This is a genomic window from Bradyrhizobium sp. RP6, from assembly GCF_003837805.1.
In the GTDB taxonomy this organism is placed as follows: Bacteria; Pseudomonadota; Alphaproteobacteria; order Rhizobiales; family Xanthobacteraceae; genus Bradyrhizobium.
Map to the genome: position 1 here is coordinate 1 of NZ_RQIT01000024.1, position 16104 is coordinate 16104.

Annotated in this window: 22 protein-coding genes; 9 read left to right on the forward strand and 13 right to left on the reverse strand. The window is 64.1% G+C overall.

Annotation, left to right across the window (positions count from 1 at the left end):
• Window positions 1–222: 222 nt before the first annotated feature.
• Genes EHH60_RS30285 through EHH60_RS30300 form a run of 4 tightly spaced genes read left to right on the forward strand, consistent with a single transcriptional unit; the run spans window position 223 to window position 2239 of the window.
• Window positions 223–915: a DUF4145 domain-containing protein gene (locus EHH60_RS30285; RefSeq protein WP_124163021.1), complete on the forward strand. Its 693-nt coding sequence runs from the start codon at window positions 223–225 to the stop codon at window positions 913–915.
• A gap of 9 nt (window positions 916–924) precedes the next feature.
• The gene (locus EHH60_RS30290) at window positions 925–1227 is read left to right on the forward strand and encodes a hypothetical protein (RefSeq protein WP_124163022.1); all 303 of its coding nucleotides are present in this window, start codon (window positions 925–927) and stop codon (window positions 1225–1227) included.
• A gap of 45 nt (window positions 1228–1272) precedes the next feature.
• Window positions 1273–1809, forward strand: coding sequence for an REP-associated tyrosine transposase (locus EHH60_RS30295; protein ID WP_124163023.1), 537 nt, complete (start codon window positions 1273–1275; stop codon window positions 1807–1809).
• Window positions 1810–1867: 58 nt separating this feature from the next.
• Window positions 1868–2239, forward strand: coding sequence for a DUF3024 domain-containing protein (locus EHH60_RS30300; RefSeq protein WP_124163024.1), 372 nt, complete (start codon window positions 1868–1870; stop codon window positions 2237–2239).
• A gap of 63 nt (window positions 2240–2302) precedes the next feature.
• On the opposite strand, the gene EHH60_RS30305 is transcribed toward EHH60_RS30300, so the two are convergent.
• Window positions 2303–2515 carry a hypothetical protein gene (locus tag EHH60_RS30305; protein ID WP_124163025.1) on the reverse strand — a complete coding sequence of 71 codons (213 nt, stop codon included), beginning with the start codon at window positions 2513–2515 and terminating at the stop codon, window positions 2303–2305.
• A gap of 42 nt (window positions 2516–2557) precedes the next feature.
• Here EHH60_RS30305 and EHH60_RS30310 point away from each other — a divergent pair, with 42 nt between their 5' ends.
• Window positions 2558–3325 carry an IclR family transcriptional regulator gene (locus EHH60_RS30310; protein ID WP_124163026.1) on the forward strand — a complete coding sequence of 256 codons (768 nt, stop codon included), beginning with the start codon at window positions 2558–2560 and terminating at the stop codon, window positions 3323–3325.
• 255 nt (window positions 3326–3580) lie between these two features.
• Here the strand turns inward: EHH60_RS30310 and EHH60_RS30315 are convergent, their stop codons facing one another.
• A complete protein-coding gene (locus EHH60_RS30315; protein ID WP_124163027.1) occupies window positions 3581–3769 on the reverse strand; it encodes a hypothetical protein in 189 nt (62 codons plus the stop codon).
• A 188-nt stretch (window positions 3770–3957) separates the two neighbouring features.
• Between EHH60_RS30315 and EHH60_RS30320 the strand changes: the two genes are divergently transcribed.
• Window positions 3958–4503, forward strand: a complete 546-nt coding sequence (locus EHH60_RS30320; protein ID WP_124163028.1) for a P-loop nucleotide/nucleoside kinase family protein — start codon at window positions 3958–3960, stop codon at window positions 4501–4503.
• Window positions 4504–4615: 112 nt separating this feature from the next.
• Here EHH60_RS30320 and EHH60_RS30325 read toward each other — a convergent pair whose 3' ends face one another.
• From EHH60_RS30325 to EHH60_RS30335, 3 genes are all read right to left on the reverse strand, one after another.
• The gene (locus tag EHH60_RS30325; protein ID WP_124163029.1) at window positions 4616–5374 is read right to left on the reverse strand and encodes an SDR family NAD(P)-dependent oxidoreductase; all 759 of its coding nucleotides are present in this window, start codon (window positions 5372–5374) and stop codon (window positions 4616–4618) included.
• Entirely contained in the window at window positions 5371–6546 is a 1176-nt protein-coding gene (locus EHH60_RS30330; RefSeq protein ID WP_124163109.1) for an ABC transporter substrate-binding protein, read from the reverse strand. The genes EHH60_RS30325 and EHH60_RS30330 overlap by 4 nt, the downstream gene beginning before the upstream one ends.
• 150 nt (window positions 6547–6696) lie before the next feature.
• Complete coding sequence (locus tag EHH60_RS30335; RefSeq protein WP_199752211.1) at window positions 6697–7497, reverse strand: acetoacetate decarboxylase family protein; 801 nt, start codon at window positions 7495–7497, stop codon at window positions 6697–6699.
• A 175-nt stretch (window positions 7498–7672) separates the two neighbouring features.
• Between EHH60_RS30335 and xseA the strand changes: the two genes are divergently transcribed.
• The gene (gene xseA, locus EHH60_RS30340) at window positions 7673–9295 is read left to right on the forward strand and encodes an exodeoxyribonuclease VII large subunit (RefSeq protein WP_199752241.1); all 1623 of its coding nucleotides are present in this window, start codon (window positions 7673–7675) and stop codon (window positions 9293–9295) included.
• A gap of 67 nt (window positions 9296–9362) precedes the next feature.
• Here the strand turns inward: xseA and EHH60_RS37745 are convergent, their stop codons facing one another.
• Together EHH60_RS37745 and EHH60_RS30350 are read right to left on the reverse strand one after the other, a co-directional pair.
• Window positions 9363–9512 (reverse strand): hypothetical protein, encoded by a 150-nt coding sequence (locus EHH60_RS37745; protein ID WP_199752213.1) that lies wholly within the window; start codon window positions 9510–9512, stop codon window positions 9363–9365.
• Between the two features lie 203 nt (window positions 9513–9715).
• Entirely contained in the window at window positions 9716–10540 is an 825-nt protein-coding gene (locus EHH60_RS30350; protein ID WP_199752215.1) for a dienelactone hydrolase family protein, read from the reverse strand.
• A 194-nt stretch (window positions 10541–10734) separates the two neighbouring features.
• On the opposite strand from EHH60_RS30350, the gene EHH60_RS30355 reads away from it, so the two are divergent.
• On the forward strand, window positions 10735–10962 hold the full coding sequence (locus EHH60_RS30355) for a DUF2093 domain-containing protein (protein WP_014491939.1): 228 nt from the start codon (window positions 10735–10737) through the stop codon (window positions 10960–10962).
• Window positions 10963–10978: 16 nt separating this feature from the next.
• Here the strand turns inward: EHH60_RS30355 and EHH60_RS30360 are convergent, their stop codons facing one another.
• On the reverse strand, window positions 10979–11290 hold the full coding sequence (locus EHH60_RS30360; RefSeq protein WP_124163032.1) for a hypothetical protein: 312 nt from the start codon (window positions 11288–11290) through the stop codon (window positions 10979–10981).
• A gap of 469 nt (window positions 11291–11759) precedes the next feature.
• Between EHH60_RS30360 and EHH60_RS30365 the strand changes: the two genes are divergently transcribed.
• A complete protein-coding gene (locus EHH60_RS30365; RefSeq protein ID WP_245454628.1) occupies window positions 11760–11960 on the forward strand; it encodes a hypothetical protein in 201 nt (66 codons plus the stop codon).
• Between the two features lie 256 nt (window positions 11961–12216).
• Here the strand turns inward: EHH60_RS30365 and EHH60_RS30370 are convergent, their stop codons facing one another.
• From EHH60_RS30370 to EHH60_RS30390, 5 genes are all read right to left on the reverse strand, one after another.
• The gene (locus EHH60_RS30370) at window positions 12217–12552 is read right to left on the reverse strand and encodes a GYD domain-containing protein (RefSeq protein WP_124163033.1); all 336 of its coding nucleotides are present in this window, start codon (window positions 12550–12552) and stop codon (window positions 12217–12219) included.
• Window positions 12553–12813: 261 nt separating this feature from the next.
• Window positions 12814–13830: a tetraacyldisaccharide 4'-kinase gene (gene lpxK, locus EHH60_RS30375; RefSeq protein WP_124163034.1), complete on the reverse strand. Its 1017-nt coding sequence runs from the start codon at window positions 13828–13830 to the stop codon at window positions 12814–12816.
• Window positions 13823–15139 carry a 3-deoxy-D-manno-octulosonic acid transferase gene (locus EHH60_RS30380; protein WP_124163035.1) on the reverse strand — a complete coding sequence of 439 codons (1317 nt, stop codon included), beginning with the start codon at window positions 15137–15139 and terminating at the stop codon, window positions 13823–13825. The genes lpxK and EHH60_RS30380 overlap by 8 nt, the downstream gene beginning before the upstream one ends.
• A complete protein-coding gene (locus EHH60_RS30385; protein ID WP_124163036.1) occupies window positions 15132–15851 on the reverse strand; it encodes a lysophospholipid acyltransferase family protein in 720 nt (239 codons plus the stop codon). Before EHH60_RS30385 ends, EHH60_RS30380 begins: the two co-directional genes overlap by 8 nt.
• Window positions 15848–16090 (reverse strand): DUF4170 domain-containing protein, encoded by a 243-nt coding sequence (locus tag EHH60_RS30390; protein ID WP_124163037.1) that lies wholly within the window; start codon window positions 16088–16090, stop codon window positions 15848–15850. The genes EHH60_RS30385 and EHH60_RS30390 overlap by 4 nt, the downstream gene beginning before the upstream one ends.
• Window positions 16091–16104: the final 14 nt, after the last annotated feature.

A 16104-nucleotide genomic window follows, 5' to 3' on the forward strand; every position in this document is an offset into this window, starting at 1 on the left:
ATCGGGGTGGGGCTCAAGGGGGGGCGCAAAACCCTCCAAACTGTACCTCTTCGCAAAGCCCGACAGTGCGCCTCCGCGCGCAAAGAGACATTTCGACCGTTTAGAATGTTTACAAGGCTCCTTTGGGAATCCCTGCGATTCTCTTCCGCATAGCTCTCGCGCCATCGGGCGAATCTCGGGTAAAGGTTGTGTTCAACCGTTAAGACTACGCCAGGAGGGGCTATGAACGTGCCGCCGCACTTCGTGCCGAACGAGACAAATGTGTTTCGGGCGGACGGGGGCTTCTCCCAGGATACGTCGCGCGTTCCGGTATCGATAAGATGCCCGCACTGCCGCGAATTGGGCTCCTTCAACGCAATCGGGGCCGCGAAGGCATTCAACAAGACAGGCAAGATTGGGAACAATACCGTCGTCGGGACCTACTTTGCGAGCATGAGGATTTGTCCCAACGTGAAGTGCTTGGGTTTGGTTTTTGTGATCGAAGCGGGAAACGCGGTCGTCGAAATTGAACCCCCGCAGTTGCTAGACTTCAACCCGGAAGGCCTATCTCCGCGCCTCCAGCAGACGTTGAAGGAGGCTGTCGCGTGCCATGGTGCAGGCGCGTATAGGGCTGCCACAATGATGGTCCGAAGGCTGCTCGAAGAAATATGCGATGAGAACAAAGCTGCAGGAGCGAATCTGCACCAGCGACTTGCTTCGCTGAGGAACGCAATCGTGCTCCCGGAGCCGCTATTTGAGGCGATGAATGAACTCAAAGCCCTGGGAAACGATGCGGCCCACGTCGAGGCAAAGGTTTACGACAACATCGGCGCAGATGAGGCGCAGGATTCAATTGAGCTGGCCAAGGAAATCGTTAAGGCGCTTTACCAACTCAAGGGGCTGATTGCACGCCTTCAGGCACGCAAGGCGCCCTGAGGACAGGAAATGCTGATCGAAATAGCTGGCGGAATTGTGCTTGCCGTACTGTTTCTGGCACTACTCCCTGCCTTTATCCAAGGCGCTCTCTGGCTCGTTGCGGTTGGCTTCGTCTTGATTGCAGTCATAGGTGCGGGTTGGCTCCTGATCGCGGGGGCGCAGTCGACTGAGGGCTTGATCGTAGAGCTGACTATTGCTGGCGTATTTCTCATTTGGCTGCACTACGAGATCAAGGCGCGCCGAGAAATCGCTATTGAGAAGGCGGCCGAGAAGGCTGAGAAGCTCTCCAAAGCAGCCCGTAGGATGGGTTGAGCCCTTGCGAAACCCATCGCACTTGTTTCGTGATAAGATCGCGTCATGACCGCGTACCGCCGCAACTTCGTTCCTGGTGGGTGTTTCTTCTTCACCGTCAATCTGGCGGAGCGGCGGCTGACGTTGCTGACGGATCATGTCGAGACGTTGCGCGCGGCGTTTCGCGAAACGCGCCAGCGCCATCCGTTCACGATCGATGCCATCGTGGTTCTGCCTGACCACCTTCACACCGTGTGGACGTTACCGGAAGGTGACGCCGAGTTTGCCATGCGCTGGCGGTTGATCAAATCCACCTTTTCGCGCGGGCTGACGCACGATGAAAAGATATCCCAAAGCCGCTTGGCCAAAGGTGAACGGGGCATTTGGCAGCGCAGATATTGGGAGCATACCATTCGCGACGAGGTCGATTTCGTGCGGTACGTCGACTATGTTCACATCAATCCGGTCAAGCACGGGCTCGTCAACCGCGTCCGTGACTGGGCGCCCTCCTCGTTTCATCGCCACGTCCAGCTTGGCAATTACCCGGCCGATTGGGCCGGCGATCAGTCGGATGGCGGCCGCGACTACGGGGAGCGGGGATAGAGCAGCGATGGGTTTCGCAAGGGCTCAACCCATCCTACGAGCTGAGTCGGGAGGACACATGAGATCGACGGGCCTTTCCGCGGCAGAAAAAGCAGCGGTGACGGCTGCCTGCCAAGATCTGATCGACAACTTCCTGAAGCCCACCTTCCTGTCCACCATCCGGCCGACCCAGTTCAATTACCCCGTCGATATCCTGGGAAAGTGGCACGGGACCAAATATCGCTTCGTTCAACGCTATCGCTCCGGCTTCCCGGAGAATCTCGGCGAAGAGTTCGACGCCCCCTTCACCCGCCTCGACTGGATCAGTCGCAACCACTTCAATATCCAGTGGCACCGTCACACCGGAGAATGGTTCTTCCGACATCGCGGTCTTACGCTCGCCGAAGCGATGAACTTGCTAAGGTCCGACGGATTGCTCCATCCGCCTTGAGCATGTTCAGGCTGTAGGATGGGTTGAGCTCTTGCGACACCCATCACTCGTGTCTCTCGGCATTCAAAAGACATAACCGATCGGGCGCCATTCGCGCTTCGGCGTCACTTGCAGTCGGATGACAACCGCCAGGACCGATCCGGAACAGGAAAGCGATGGGTTTCGCAAGGGCTCAACCCATCCTACGAACTGCGCCAGCAGGATGTTCAGCGCGGACAGGCGTTCACTGCTGAACGGCTTTTCGCCGCTCGGGTGATCGGGTACATGAAGGCGCACGCCAACGTGTGATCCCGGCAGTGCACGTCAAAGGCCTGATGAATGAACCCTGAAAAGCCGCAGCCGGGCGCGCCCGCCCTGGAAAAGGGGCTGGACCTCCTTGAGGCGCTGGCGGGCGCTGCACGCGGGATGAGCCAGAAGCAGCTTGCCGAACGCGTCGGGCGCTCCGTCAGCGAGATCTTCCGGATGCTGGTGGCGCTGGAGCGGCGTGGCTATGTCGCGCGCGACCCCGCCACCGGCGAATACACCTTGACGCTGAAGCTGTTCCGGATCGCCTCGCAATTCCCGCCGACCGAGCGGCTGCTGAAGGCGGCGCTGCCGGTGATGGAGCAGCTGGCCTCGCGCGTGCAATTGTCCTGCCACCTGACGGTGCTGCACGGCGAGCAGTTCATGGTGATCGCCCGGATCGAGCCGGAATGGCTGATGGGCTGGTCGGTCAAGGTCGGCGCGGTGTTTCCGCTCACCCAGCAATACGCCTCGGCCAAGGTGCTGGCGGCCTTCCAGCTCGAGGGCCGGCGCCAGGAGCTGGCGCAGGTCATCGCGACCAATGACCGGATCAGCACCAGGAAGGCGCTTGCCGCGCTCGACCGCATTTCGGCGGAGGGAGGAAACTTCTCCAACGACGACGGCTATACGCGCATCCTTGCCTATAGCTGCCCGATCATCGAAGCCTCCGGCCGTGCAGTGGCCGCGATGACCGTCCCGCTGGTGAAGCAGGAACAAATCCCAGCCGCGGAAGCCAGCACCATCGCCGCCGAGCTGCGCAGCGCCGCCAGGATCGTCTCCGAGAAGATCGGCGGGATTTCCTGACGGATGTCGGGATCAGGCAGCAATTGCTGCAACGATGGAGGTGCACTCCCTCTCCCGCTTGCGGGAGAGGGCTGGGGAGAGGGTGTTTCCGCAATGGGATAGCCCCCTAGAGGAGATAGCCCTCACCCGCGCCTTCGGCGCGACCTCTCCCGCAAGCGGGAGAGGTTGCACCGAACCCGCCGCGATAGCTTCAGCCGAAGCCAACCCGCTCAGACGCGATGCGCGAGCAGATCTAGCCGTCGTGCTCAGATGCCTTCAGCCCTCTTGTTTCTCTTCTGCGCTTTTTCCGTCGGAGCTTTTCGAGCGCTCTTCGAAACGATCAGCCCCCTTGGCTAGATCGTGCCCCATCCTGCTCTCGTTCTTTGCTTCGTCCCTGGAAGCCGCTTCACGCAAGCCTTCGGCGGCCTGTTGCCCTGCCCTTGATGCTTTCCGTTCGTCATCCATTGGTGTCTCCTTCCTGACAAGACGCCTTCCAGGAAACTCGCTGGTCCCGGATTGGACGTACCAGCGTTCCAATCAGATCGCGGAGACATTGTTCCCGGCTTCGTTGAGGCGCTTGGTCGTGCCGTAGCAATGCCGACCTGGCAATTCCAGGAGACGCCTCGCGAGAGTCCCTGTGATATCATGATCGGATGCAGCTTATTTTCATCTATGGGCAAGTCGCCTCGGGAAAACTGACTATCGCGCGCCATCTTTCCTCCCGGACAGGGATTGCGCTGTTTCACAATCACCTCGTCGTCGATGCCGTTGGCGCGGTGTTTCCGTTTGGCACGGAGGCGTTCTCGCGTTTGCGTGAACAGTTCTGGATGGCCGTGTTCGAGGAGGCCGCCAGGCAGAAGCGATCGTTGATATTCACATTCGCCCCCGAGCCGACGGTGGCTGGAGACTTTCCGGTCCGAGTACAAGAGTTGGTGGAACGAAAGGGCGGCGAGGTCATCTTCGTCGCACTTCACCTGGATCAGGCCGAGCAAGAGCGACGCCTGGTCGATGAAGATCGTGCCGCCTTCGGCAAGATGCGGGATCTGTCGCTGCTGCGCACACTCCGGCCGCAGTTCGATGCCTGCATGGCATCAATGCCTCAGCCCGCACTCACCCTCGATGCAGGTCATCTGAAGCCGTCCGAGAGTGCCGAGGCTATCTCAAGCCTGATCTCGGCAGAGCCTGAGCAAAAAACCTGAGGCGCGCTGCGAGCGACAGCGCCGCCGGGCGCGGCATCCGCGCCAGGGCAAAGGATGAGGGAGGGACTTGCCGCGATGCGTCAGCCCGAAGCCAACCTCGCCAGTACACGCCCTAGGCCAGCGTCGTCCCGCCGTCCACGACCCAGGCTGCACCATTCACGTGCGCGGCCTCGTCGGACGCCAGGAAAGCCACGACGTTCGCGACATCCTGCGGCCGGCCATGCGCCGTCGCATTGCTTCGGCGCAATGCAATGCCGCCCTCGCGTGCCTGGCCTTCCAGGTCCCGGATCATGCGCGACTCGATCGGTCCGGGCAGGACGGCGTTGACCCTGATCCTGGTCCTGGCGACATCGAGCGCCGCCGTGCGTGTCAGCCCGAGCACGGCGTGCTTGGAGGCGACATAGCCGGCAAGGCCTGCGCGTCCCCGGATCGCCGAGGTCGATGCGGTGTTGATGATGGCGCCCGTCCCGCGCTGCATCATCCTGGCCAGCACGTGCTTGAGGCCGAGAAAAACGCCCTTGACGTTCACCTGCAGCACGCGATCGAACGTGTCGTCGGGATATTCGTGGAGAGGAGCGACGATGCCCTCGATGCCGGCGTTGTTGGCGAAGATGCCGATCGGCCCCAGGCGCGTTTCGACCGCATCGACGAACGCGATCGTATCCTGCGCGAGCGAGACATCGGCGCGGATGGCGAGCGCCCTCGCCCCGCCCTGCTCGACCAGTTGCGCGGTGGCGCGTGCGGCCGCCTCGTCGCGGTCGACGATCGCGACCGCAGCGCTCATCCGCGCCAGCCTCAGCGCAATGGCGCGCCCGATATCGCCCCCGCCGCCGGTGACCAGCGCGACCGGCGGCCGGTCAGTGCCGCTCACGATTTGGGGAATTCGCAGCCGCCATCCGCCAGAGGCCGCCAGGCCTCGGACGGCGCGATGGTCTTGACCAGCTTGTAATAGTCCCAGGGATATTTGGAGTCGCCGGGGGTCTTCACCTCGAACAGGTACATGTTGTGCAGCTTGCGGCCGTCCGCGCGCACGCTGCCCTTGCCGAACAGGGGATCATCGGTCGGCAGCTTCTTCATCTGTTCGACCACCGCCTTGCCGTCGCTGGAGGCGCCGAGCGCATCGACGGCCTTGAGGTAGTGCAGCGTCGTGGCATAGGCGCCCGCATGCAATGCGGTCGGATAGCGGCCGCTGTTGCGCGGAGCGAAGCGCTTCGTCCATGCGCGCGTATCGTCATTCAGATCCCAGTAGAAGGATTCGGTGAACTGCAGCCCTTGCGCAATCTTCAAGCCGAGCGAATGCACGTCGCTGAGATACAGCACCGTCGCCACCACGCGCTGGCCGCCCTGGGGAATGCCGAATTCGACCGCCTGCTTGATGGAATTGATGGTGTCGCCGCCGGCATTGATCAACGCGATGATCTCCGCCTTCGACGACTGGGCCTGCAACAGGAAGGAGGAGAAGTCCTGCGTGTTGATGGGCGTGCGCACCCCGCCGAGAACCTTGCCGCCGGATTTCTGCACGACGTTCTTGATGTCGCCTTCCATGGCATGGCCGAAGGCGTAGTCGGCGGTGAGCAGGAACCAGCTCTTGCCGCCGCTCTCGACGACGGCGCGCGCGACGCCCGACGAGAGCGCATAGGTGTCGTAGGTCCAGTGCACGAGGTTGGGCGAGCAGGACTTTCCGGTCAGGTCCGACGACGAGGCGCCGGACACCAGCAACGTCTTGTTGTTCTGCTGTACGACGTTGCGGACCGCGAGGGCGACGGCCGAATTCGGCGCATCGACGATGACGTCGACACTTTGCCGATCGATCCACTCGCGCGCGATGTTTGCGCCGAGATCGGCCTTGTTCATGTGGTCGCCGCTGATGATCTCGATCGGCCGGGTCATCTTCGGACCCGAAGCCTGGAAATCCTCGACCGCCATTTTGGCCGCCAGCAGCGAGCCCGGGCCGGTGACATCGGCATAGAGGCTGGACATGTCCGTCAGCACGCCGATGCGGAGCGGCTTCGTCTCCTGCGCCCGTGCACCGAGGCCCGTCATGCCCAGCGCCAATCCGCCGGCGCCGGCCAGCAGCCGGCGGCGGCTCACCCGAAATCGTCCTTCCATGTCGAATCCCTCCTTTGCCTCGTGCGTGTTTCTTCCCGGTATTCGCCGCCCGCACGTACATGGCGCGCAGGCTGATCTTGTTGGTTAGGGAATGAGCCGCTCGATGAGCCGCCGGTCCTCGACCTCGAAGCCGCCGCCATAGACCTCCGACACCATGAAATGCGCGCCGAGGATTTCCGGCTCGAGTTCGGCAATCGGATCGTACTCGCTGGCGTGCAGCGTCATCGCGGCGCGGCCCGGCACGGGCTTGGAGTATTTCAACGGCGTGCGGCGATAAGCGATGTCCGCATAGGCGATGCCGAGGCGCTCAGGATGCGGCAAACGGCGCACATGGATCTCGCCGGCCGGCAGTTCGTCGCCATCGACGATACGGACGACGGGCGCGGATGCATCCGGCGTGAAGGCGAAATCGGCGAGTGGAATTCCGCGGCGCCGGACCCACCCGGTGATCGAGCCGTCCGGATGCTCGTCGAACGCGTAGTGGGCATCCTTCTTGGTATAGCCGAACACTTCGCGTCCGGCGCAGATCCCCATGGGATCGCTGCAATACATGAAGATATGCGTTTCGGTGAACAGCCCCTTGTAGCGCACGGGCACCGAGATCATCAGATCGAACATCTCGCCCGCATGGACAGCCAGGGAATGGCCGGGCGAACGCATGAAGCGGAAGGCGACGCGATCACTCGCAATCTCGAACGGCGTGTCCGCAAGCAGGGCGGCGACCTTGCCCGGCGCGACACGGGTCATGATCTCCACGGTCCGCAAGGTGCAGCCCCACTCCACCGGGTAAGCCGGCGAATAGGGCGGATTGACCCCGCTGTTCGGCTTGAGCCGGTACTGCGCAAACATGCGTCGACGTGGATCGTTGGGATCGGCCACGGTCATCGGGTCCGCTTCCTCCTCTTCATTCATATATGATTTTATGTTTTCATATATGAAATTAGGGACAAGTCAAGCAGCCCCCCGCGGAAGCGGTTCCACGGCTCATCGAATCGATTGGCGCTGGCCTGCGAAAATCCTTAACGTCGGGCCTGATCCCAAAATGCCGAATCGTTTGCCGATGCCGCCTGCGGAACAACTGAACAACGCCTTCGAATTCACCGTCTCCGAGCTCTCCCAGTCCCTGAAGCGGACGGTGGAGGACACCTATGGCCATGTCCGGGTCCGCGGCGAAATCTCGGGCTTTCGCGGCGCCCATTCCTCCGGCCATTGCTATTTCGCGCTCAAGGACGAGAGCGCCAAGATCGAGGCGGTGATCTGGAAGGGCGTGCATGGGCGGATGCGCTTCAAGCCCCAGGAGGGGCTCGAGGTCATCGCCACCGGCAAGCTGACGACCTATCCGGGCTCGTCGAAGTACCAGATCGTGATCGAGGCGCTGGAGCCGGCCGGCATCGGCGCGCTGATGGCGCTGATGGAGGAGCGCAAGAAGAAGCTGGCCGCCGAGGGCCTGTTCGACGAGGCGCGCAAGCAGCTCCTGCCCTGGCTGCCGGAGGTGATCGGCGTGGTGACCTCGCCGACCGGCGCCGTGATCCGCGACATCCTGCATCGGCTGGAGGACCGCTTCCCCCGCCGCGTGCTGGTGTGGCCGGTCAAGGTGCAGGGCGACGGCTCGGCCGAGCAGGTCGCGGCCGCCATCCGCGGCTTCAACGCGATTGCCCCGGGCGGCAGGATTCCGCGCCCCGACGTCCTGATCGTCGCGCGCGGCGGCGGCTCGCTGGAGGATCTCTGGTCGTTCAACGAGGAGATCGTGGTGCGGGCCGCAGCTGAGAGCATGATCCCGCTGATCTCGGCGGTCGGCCACGAGACCGACATCACGCTGATCGACTTCGTCGCCGACAAGCGCGCGCCGACACCGACGGCGGCGGCCGAGATGGCGGTGCCGGTGCGCAGCGAATTGTTCGTCGAGGTCGCCGATCTCGGCCGCCGCACCCGCGCCTATTGGCAGCGTGCCCAGGAGAGCCGCCGCAGCGAGCTGCGCGCCGCCGCGCGCGCATTGCCGGCGGCCGGCGATCTGCTCGCGATCCCGCGGCAGCGGCTGGATTCGGCGGGCGCTTCGCTACCCCGCTGCCTCAAGGCCAACACGCATGCGCATTTCCGCCGGTTCACCGCAGCCGGCTCAAAGCTGACGCTGCGGGTGCTGCACGGGCAGATCTCGCAGGCCGACCACCGCCTCACCGTTTGCGGCGAGCGGCTTGGTCTCTCCGCGCGCTCGCTGCTGCGGCAGCGGCGTGACCGCTTTGCCGGGCTTGAAGTACGGCTGCGTGCCTCGAAGCTTTCGAATGCGCAAGCGCAGCGCAACGCGATTGCCCGCCAGCGCGAGCGCACACATCGTCTGGCCGAACGCGCGGGGCGCGCGCTTGCGACGCTGCTGCACCGGCTCGACACAAGGGTCGAGAACAGCGGCAAGCTGCTGTCCGCGCTGTCCTACCGTAGCGTGCTCGCGCGCGGCTTCGCGCTGGTGCGCGACGAGGCCGGCCATCCCGTGCATGCGGCTGATACGATCGGTCCCGGCGCACGCGTCGAGATCGAGTTCGCGGATGGCCGCGTCGGCGCAACCGCGGATGCGGATCGCGCGGCCCCCGCGGCAACGCGCGCGCCGCCGCAACCCAAGCCGGCCGTGCCGGAGACAAAGCCCGCGCCGAAGCGCGTGGCCAAGAAGGTGGATCAGGGCAGTCTGTTCTGAGGCGAGAGGACGGCGAGTGTAGGCATGATCGCCCCAAACCTCGCAGACGATGTGGACGCAGCGCGTCCTACCGGCAGGACAGTCCCGCGTCGATCGTGGTCCAGAAGCCGCAATGTCCCGGCGCCAGCATTGGCGCGCCGGCGCGGGCTTCGAACAGGAAGATCGCGACGGTGAAGACGATCAGGGCGGAGGCGAACAGAACGATGCGGTTGCGCATGTGAGATCGGTTTAACCGCCATCGTGGTCGAAAGATGGCACGGTTCACGGCCGAAACCGGCGCGGCATGGGTCCGTAGATTCACGGTCGGCCATACTCCGTGCAGGGCGGTGGTCGATGCGGGGCTGCCCGCCTGACGTTGTTCCCAGGGCGGCCCCGCCCTCGCTCTACCGAGCTACGGCGCGGCAGGCCCGCTCCTCCGCCTCACCGGGCCAGCCAGCGCGCGACATCCTTCTGCGATTCAGCATGCGCCTCGGCGTCCATACCGAAATCGTCGCGCTCGGGCGCAGCGGCGTCGCGGCTGCCGGCAGCTGCGTGCAGCGGCATGTTGGCGCGGTCGAAATCGTGATCGGCGCCGGGATAGACCACGATGCGCGCGAGCGCGCTGCGGCCGCGCGCGCCGTCCACCATCTGGCGGCAGGCCGGCGGCGACGACACGTCGTCATCGGCGCCGATCAGCACAAGCGTCGGTACCCGCGTGCTCCACCCCAGACCCGCCGAGATCCGGCAATCCGGATAGAACGCGATCGCGGCGCGGAAATCCGGACTGAGATCGCGTGCTGCGCTTTGCGGGCGCACGGCCCAGAGCAGCGCGCTGGCCCCATTGGCCCAGCCGATCAGGCTGACGCGGTCGTGCGCCACCCAGGCCTGCTTCATCAGCCAGGCGCGTGAGGCCGCGATATCGGCGACGCGCTCGCGCCGCGCTTTGACATGCATCTCCCTGACGCGGCATTGCGGCCCGAGCTCGCGCGAGCCGTAGCTGTCCGGCAGCAGCACGGCGTTGCCCGCCTTGAGCAGGCGCTCGGCCCAATCCCGATAGCGCGGCAGCACGGGATCGGAATGGCCACCAAGGCCGCCGCAGCCATGCAGCGCGATCACGGTCGGAAACGGGCCGGCGCCCTCGGGCTTGTAGAGCTGCGCATGGAGGACCCCGGACGCGAGCGGAATGTCGACCGGCTGCGGCGCCGGTGTGGCGTGCGCGGTCGATATCAGCAGCGTCAGGAGCAGGGCGGTCAGTCGAAGGCGCATCGGACTCTGCCGTATCAGGTGCCGGAACCAGCGATCCTTCGCTCGAGGCCTTATCACGCAGAGACGGCGGTAAAACATCACGAACCGGTGGGTTTGACGGGCGGACAAGCCACCCTATCTATGCTACATCCAATCCAACGCATTCTGCCCTCCAGGGTTTTCCCGGGAGAGGCCTTCCACGGAGACTTTCGACCGTGCTGAACAAGTTCGGCCCCTCGGGCCATGGCGAAGCGCAGGTGCAGTATCTCGACGGCGATTTCCGCGTCATCTCGCCGGGGACCTTCGTGCGCTGCGCGATCACCGACACGCGGATCCCGCTCGACGAGTTGAAGTACTGGAGCGTGGATCTGCAGGAGGCCTACGCCACGCCCGCCGCGGTGCTGCAGCGGCATTTCCCCGGCGCGCTCAAGCCGCAGCCGTGACGTCCGCGGCTCGCGGCTATTCCTGCGCCGTGCCATCCGACGAGCCCGCGCAGGTCTTGATGAAATCCTTCCGGGCCTCTCCGACCACTTTCTGATCGATCGCCTGCTTCAGGCAATCGACCCGCGCCTGCGCCATGCAGAGCTGCAGCTGGTCGTGCCTGTCTTGTCCCTTCAGGTTTTGCGTCGTAGCCAGGCACGTGACCCGCTTGGTTGCGGGAACCGGCACCGTCGCTGCTGGCGCACCGGACGGCGTCGTCTGTGCAGCAAACACAGGCGCAATGATCAGACACACAAGGCTGGCGGCGACGGTCGCAGACGGAAATTTCATCGCATTCTCCCGATCGTCCGAACCGATAGAAGTTTCGCGATGAATGCCGCCTGAATGACGGGCAGCAGCGCGGGCGGTGCAGCTTGTGACGAAGCACGGGGAGTGTGTCGCGTCCCGACGATGTTCGCGCGCCTGATCCGGCGTCTCGCAGCCGAAATGATCTCCGTCGCGCCGCTCCGAGTTGCATCGGATAGTTGCGTGCACTCCGCCGCGAGTCATTCGCGCTGTGGTTGGATTCTTCGGCACCGTTCGGCGCCCTTAAGTTGTTTGACGAAGTCTTGGCGAAACAGAGTGCTGCTAAAGTGCATGTTAGGTAATCAGCCCTGTTGTTTTGATCGCACAGACGATCAATCGGCCATCGAGCTTCGGAATTTGCACAGTCTGTGAACGGGCTCATACCGAAGAGCCATCTGGCGGGCTATGATCATCTCGAAAATTCGCGGTGGAATATCTGTAAATTGAGAGTCAAATGATGGGGGTGATCATGCCCGCCATACTAGACCTGCTCTATCGTGAATATTGCCGCGCTCGTCTCGCTGAGATGCGCAAACAGCTTTTGATCGCAGCTAAACGCTCCGAAACTCTCGAAGCGGATCATCATCCTGCGAAGCAGGGCGACGATGAGGGAGCGGACGAACACCGCAAGACCGGTCAGGGCATGCCGAACTGAAGCGGCCCAAGACCGGCGATCACTCCCGCATGGCGGCGACCAGGCAACTGGCGAACAGTTTGGGAGTCAGCAATGAACGCACCGCAGTACTATACTGTCATCGTGGCCTGCATCTCGTGCGTGACCATCATCGGATTGATGGCCGTCGGGGTGTGGTGAGCAGGGCCCTCGCCTCGTTGGAGACATGGTTCTGACTTCGACATGAGCACAGCCGCCGCGTCGTTCGGCTGCGGCGGCTGCGCGTTGGATCCGGATATCAGCTTCCAGGCGGGGTATACGAAGTACGCAGCTTCGCCGCGTTCTGACGGACCTGCTTGATCTCGTCCTGCGTGAACAACCGGACCAGTTTCACGTTCTGCAGCGTGCCCGCCGTGACGGTGAGACCTGAAATGGCCGGAGCCGCACTGGGATCAGGCACATCGAAAATCACCAGGACGCCTGGGCCGTCGGCCGCGACGCTGTACATCGAGATCAGCTTTCCGCCGGCCGCTTCGATGAGTTTTCGGGCTGCCTCCTGGCGATCGGTCGTGGGATTCTCCAAAATGGCATTGAGAGCGCGTGGCGTGTATTGTCCGGTGAGGCAAAAATGCATGACAAATTCTCCTCTGAACTATTGGCAATAACCCTCCGTGCCGTTCCGAACTGATCGTTACGGCCGCTGCAACTGACATGATGAAGATTTCATTGCCCGCCGTGGGCATCAACGCCGTCGATGATTGCCGGGAGTTCGGCACGTCCCGGTGACGGCTCTCATGAAAGGCTACATCAACTGCCAAGAGCGCGGAAGAGAATTCGTCACCCGCGACACGTCGCTGTATGAGCTATGGCAGAGACGCTTGCCTAGTGCACGAGATCATCGCCTGCTGAACCGCCGCTCGCGCGCCTTGTAGAGATGATCGCTGATCAGTTGCCGCAGCTTTGCCGGCTCGTCGAACTCGAGCTGAACGGCAAACGGCACGACGCCGTCGGGCACGTCCGTGCGGCCACGCAGGCGTGCAAGATCCTTTTCCGTCGTCACCAGCGTGAGCTGCTCGCGCTGGGCCTCCGCTGCGAGAGCTGCGATCTCGACTTGCGAAAACACGTGATGGTCGGCGAAGCCGCGCGTGCGCACGACCTCGATCCCGCTGGCGCGCAAGCTGCGGAAGAAGCGCTCGGGGTCCCCGATGCCGGCGAAGGCGAACACCTTCTTGCCAAGAAGCTGCGCGACCGAGCCCGCATTGGGCTTCAGGCGTGCCCGCATCTCCGGCTTGTCGCGCTTGGCGAGCTCGGCCGCGACATCGTTGGCGGCGCGGCCATCGCCGATCAGCACCAGCGCGTCGGTGCGCGCGAGCTGGGCCTGCAGCGGCGCGCGCAGGGGGCCTGCGGGAAACACCTGGCCATTGCCGAGACCGCGCTCGCTGTCGATCACGATCAGGGACGCGTCTTTCAGAAGGCCCGGGTTCTGAAAGCCGTCGTCCATCACGATCACGGTGGCGCCCTGCGATTTCGCCAGCGCGACCCCGTCGAGGCGGTCGCGCGCGACTGCGACCGGGACGTCGCGCGCCATCATCAGGGGCTCGTCGCCGATGTCGGATGCGGTGTGACGCGCGCGGTCGACCATCACCGGCCCCTTCAGGTGCCCGCCGTAGCCGCGGCTGAGCACGACCGGCGTCTCGCCGAGCTCGCGAAGCAGCTTCGTTAGCGCCAGCACGGTCGGCGTCTTGCCGGCGCCGCCGACATGATAGTTGCCGACGCAGATCACGGGAATGCCGGCGTCCACGCCGGCGCGCTGCATGCGCCATGCGGTGACGACGCCGTAGAGCGCACCCAGCGGAAAGAGGACATGCGATAGCGGGGAATGTGGCCGGTACCAGAAGGCCGGCTCACGCATTCGCGGCCCCCATCTCGATCCGCAACTGCAGCAGATACGGCTCGAGCGCGGTCATGGTGCGATCGAGCGCACCGCCGAGCTGCTCGACCACGCCCGAGCCTGCGCGTTGCATCTTGTCGCGCACGGTCGGCTCGGCCAGGAGCAGGCCGAGCTGCTTGACCAACGCCTCCTGTGTATCGGCCTCGCGCGCTCCGCCGCTCCCGTCGAGCGCTTCATAGACATCGGCGAAATTGAAGACGTGCGGACCGTGGACGATCGCAGCGCCAAGCTTGATCGCCTCGATCGGATTCTGGCCGCCATGGTGGATCAGCGACCCGCCCATGAACACGATCGGCGAGAGGCGGTAGAACAGGCCGAGCTCGCCCATGGTGTCGGCAACATAGACATCGGTCGTGGCCGTCGGCAGCTCCTCGCGCGAGCGCAAGCTCGGCTTCAGGCCGGACGCCGTGACCAGGCCCGCGATCGCGGAGCCGCGATCCGGATGGCGCGGCACGATCACGGTGAGAAGCTGCGGGAAGAAACCAACGAGGCTGCGATGCGCCGCGATCAGCATCTCGTCCTCGCCCGGATGGGTCGAGGCCGCGACGATGATCGGACGCCCGCGCGTCATCGCCATCAGCCGTTCGAGCTTTGCGGGATCGGCCGGCGGCGCCGCCACGTCCAGCTTCAGATTGCCCGTGGTGACGACGTTGCGGCCGCCGAGCGCGGAAAAGCGCTCGGCATCAGTCCTCGACTGCGCAAGACAAATGTCGAACCGCGACAGCAGCGCCGAGATGGTGCCGTGCATGCGGCGCCAGCGCGGGAAGGAACGCGGAGACATCCGCCCGTTGATCAGCACCATCGGCATCCGGCGCGCCGCGCCGGCGAGGATCAGGTTCGGCCAAAGGTCGGATTCGATGAACAGGGCCAGCGACGGCTTCCAGTGATCGAGGAAGCGCGCGACATAGCGCGGAGAGTCATACGGCACGTACTGATGGATGACGTCAGGCGGAAAGCGCTTCGCCACCACCGCCGCCGAGGTGACGGTGCCCGAGGTGAGCAGGATGCGCAGATTGAGATCGCGCAGGCGCCCGATCAGCGCCGCCGCGGCCAGCACCTCGCCGACGCTGGCGCCGTGGATCCAGATCAGCGGGCCATGCGGCCGCACGTCACCGGACAGCCCCCGCCGCTCGCCGACGCGCGCGGGATCCTCCTTGCCCTGCTTCAGCCGCCGCTTGATCAGCGCAGGCGCAAGCGGCACCAGGCCGGAGGCCAAGCGCCGATACATCCGCAGCGTGATCGGCAGCGCAATGGGCAGCGACTTAGGCATGTTCCGGTCCCCGACGACCGAGTTGGGCGTAGGCGCGGCGGGTCGCTTCGTTCAACGTGTCTTCCAGCTCCTGGCGCAATGCTTCCATCGTGGCGGCGTCGGCATCCGGAGGAACGTGGATTTCCTTGATGCCGACCAATGCGCCGCGCCCGAACGGCAAATTGATGGTGGTGCGGTCCCAGTTCTTGAGCCGGACGAAGCGGCTGGTCGCCATCGCGAAAGGCATGATCGGCCGCCCCGATTCCCGTGCCAGCATGATAATGCCGAGCCCCGCCACGCGCGAGCGCTTGGGGACATCGGCGGTCAATGCGACATTACAACCGGCCTGGAGCGTCCGCACCATTTCCTTGAAGGCGCCCACACCTCCCTTGCGATGGAACGCCCCGCCATGGTCGCCGGAGCCGCGGATGGTGCCGATGCCGAGCCGTTCCGCCGCGATCGCATTGAACTCGCCGTCGCGATGGCGGGAGATCAGGACCTTGGCCCGATAGGAGGCCTTGTCCCGGTTCTTGATGAAGGGTGTCAGGAAATGCTGGCCGTGCCAGAACGCGAAGATCGCGGGGAGTTGCGGCTCGACGCGTTCATAGACGTCCGGGGGATCGAACGTGAACCTGTTGGTCCGCCAGACCAGACGCAGATATTCGGCCGCCAGGACCCCGACGGCACGCTGAAGGCAGCTGCTTCGCAGCGTATTGCGAAGCAGTCTTTTCAACGCGCCGGTTCTTGATTCGGGTCGAGCAGCCGGTGGAGATGGACGATGAAATAGCGCATCTGTGCGTTGTCGACCGTGCTCTGCGCCTTGGCGCGCCAGGCGGCATAGGCGGCCGCATAGTTCGGATAGAGGCCGACGATCTCGACGTCGTCGAGATTCTTGAAGGTGTTGCCCTTGAGATCGACGAGCTCGCCGCCGATGACGAGGTGAAGCAGTTGTTGCGGGGCACTATCTGGCATGAGTTCTATTCCTA

Coding starts and splice junctions, on each gene's coding strand:
- EHH60_RS30285 (WP_124163021.1), top strand. CDS start 223: ATGAACGTGCCGCCGCACTTCGTGCCGAACGAGACAAATGTGTTTCGG.
- EHH60_RS30290 (WP_124163022.1), top strand. CDS start 925: ATGCTGATCGAAATAGCTGGCGGAATTGTGCTTGCCGTACTGTTTCTG.
- EHH60_RS30295 (WP_124163023.1), top strand. CDS start 1,273: ATGACCGCGTACCGCCGCAACTTCGTTCCTGGTGGGTGTTTCTTCTTC.
- EHH60_RS30300 (WP_124163024.1), top strand. CDS start 1,868: ATGAGATCGACGGGCCTTTCCGCGGCAGAAAAAGCAGCGGTGACGGCT.
- EHH60_RS30310 (WP_124163026.1), top strand. CDS start 2,558: ATGAACCCTGAAAAGCCGCAGCCGGGCGCGCCCGCCCTGGAAAAGGGG.
- EHH60_RS30315 (WP_124163027.1), bottom strand. CDS start 3,769: ATGGATGACGAACGGAAAGCATCAAGGGCAGGGCAACAGGCCGCCGAA.
- EHH60_RS30320 (WP_124163028.1), top strand. CDS start 3,958: ATGCAGCTTATTTTCATCTATGGGCAAGTCGCCTCGGGAAAACTGACT.
- EHH60_RS30330 (WP_124163109.1), bottom strand. CDS start 6,546: ATGACGGGCCTCGGTGCACGGGCGCAGGAGACGAAGCCGCTCCGCATC.
- EHH60_RS30335 (WP_199752211.1), bottom strand. CDS start 7,497: ATGACCGTGGCCGATCCCAACGATCCACGTCGACGCATGTTTGCGCAG.
- xseA (WP_199752241.1), top strand. CDS start 7,673: ATGCCGCCTGCGGAACAACTGAACAACGCCTTCGAATTCACCGTCTCC.
- EHH60_RS37745 (WP_199752213.1), bottom strand. CDS start 9,512: ATGCGCAACCGCATCGTTCTGTTCGCCTCCGCCCTGATCGTCTTCACC.
- EHH60_RS30350 (WP_199752215.1), bottom strand. CDS start 10,540: ATGCGCCTTCGACTGACCGCCCTGCTCCTGACGCTGCTGATATCGACC.
- EHH60_RS30360 (WP_124163032.1), bottom strand. CDS start 11,290: ATGAAATTTCCGTCTGCGACCGTCGCCGCCAGCCTTGTGTGTCTGATC.
- EHH60_RS30365 (WP_245454628.1), top strand. CDS start 11,760: ATGATGGGGGTGATCATGCCCGCCATACTAGACCTGCTCTATCGTGAA.
- EHH60_RS30370 (WP_124163033.1), bottom strand. CDS start 12,552: ATGCATTTTTGCCTCACCGGACAATACACGCCACGCGCTCTCAATGCC.
- lpxK (WP_124163034.1), bottom strand. CDS start 13,830: ATGCGTGAGCCGGCCTTCTGGTACCGGCCACATTCCCCGCTATCGCAT.
- EHH60_RS30380 (WP_124163035.1), bottom strand. CDS start 15,139: ATGCCTAAGTCGCTGCCCATTGCGCTGCCGATCACGCTGCGGATGTAT.
- EHH60_RS30390 (WP_124163037.1), bottom strand. CDS start 16,090: ATGCCAGATAGTGCCCCGCAACAACTGCTTCACCTCGTCATCGGCGGC.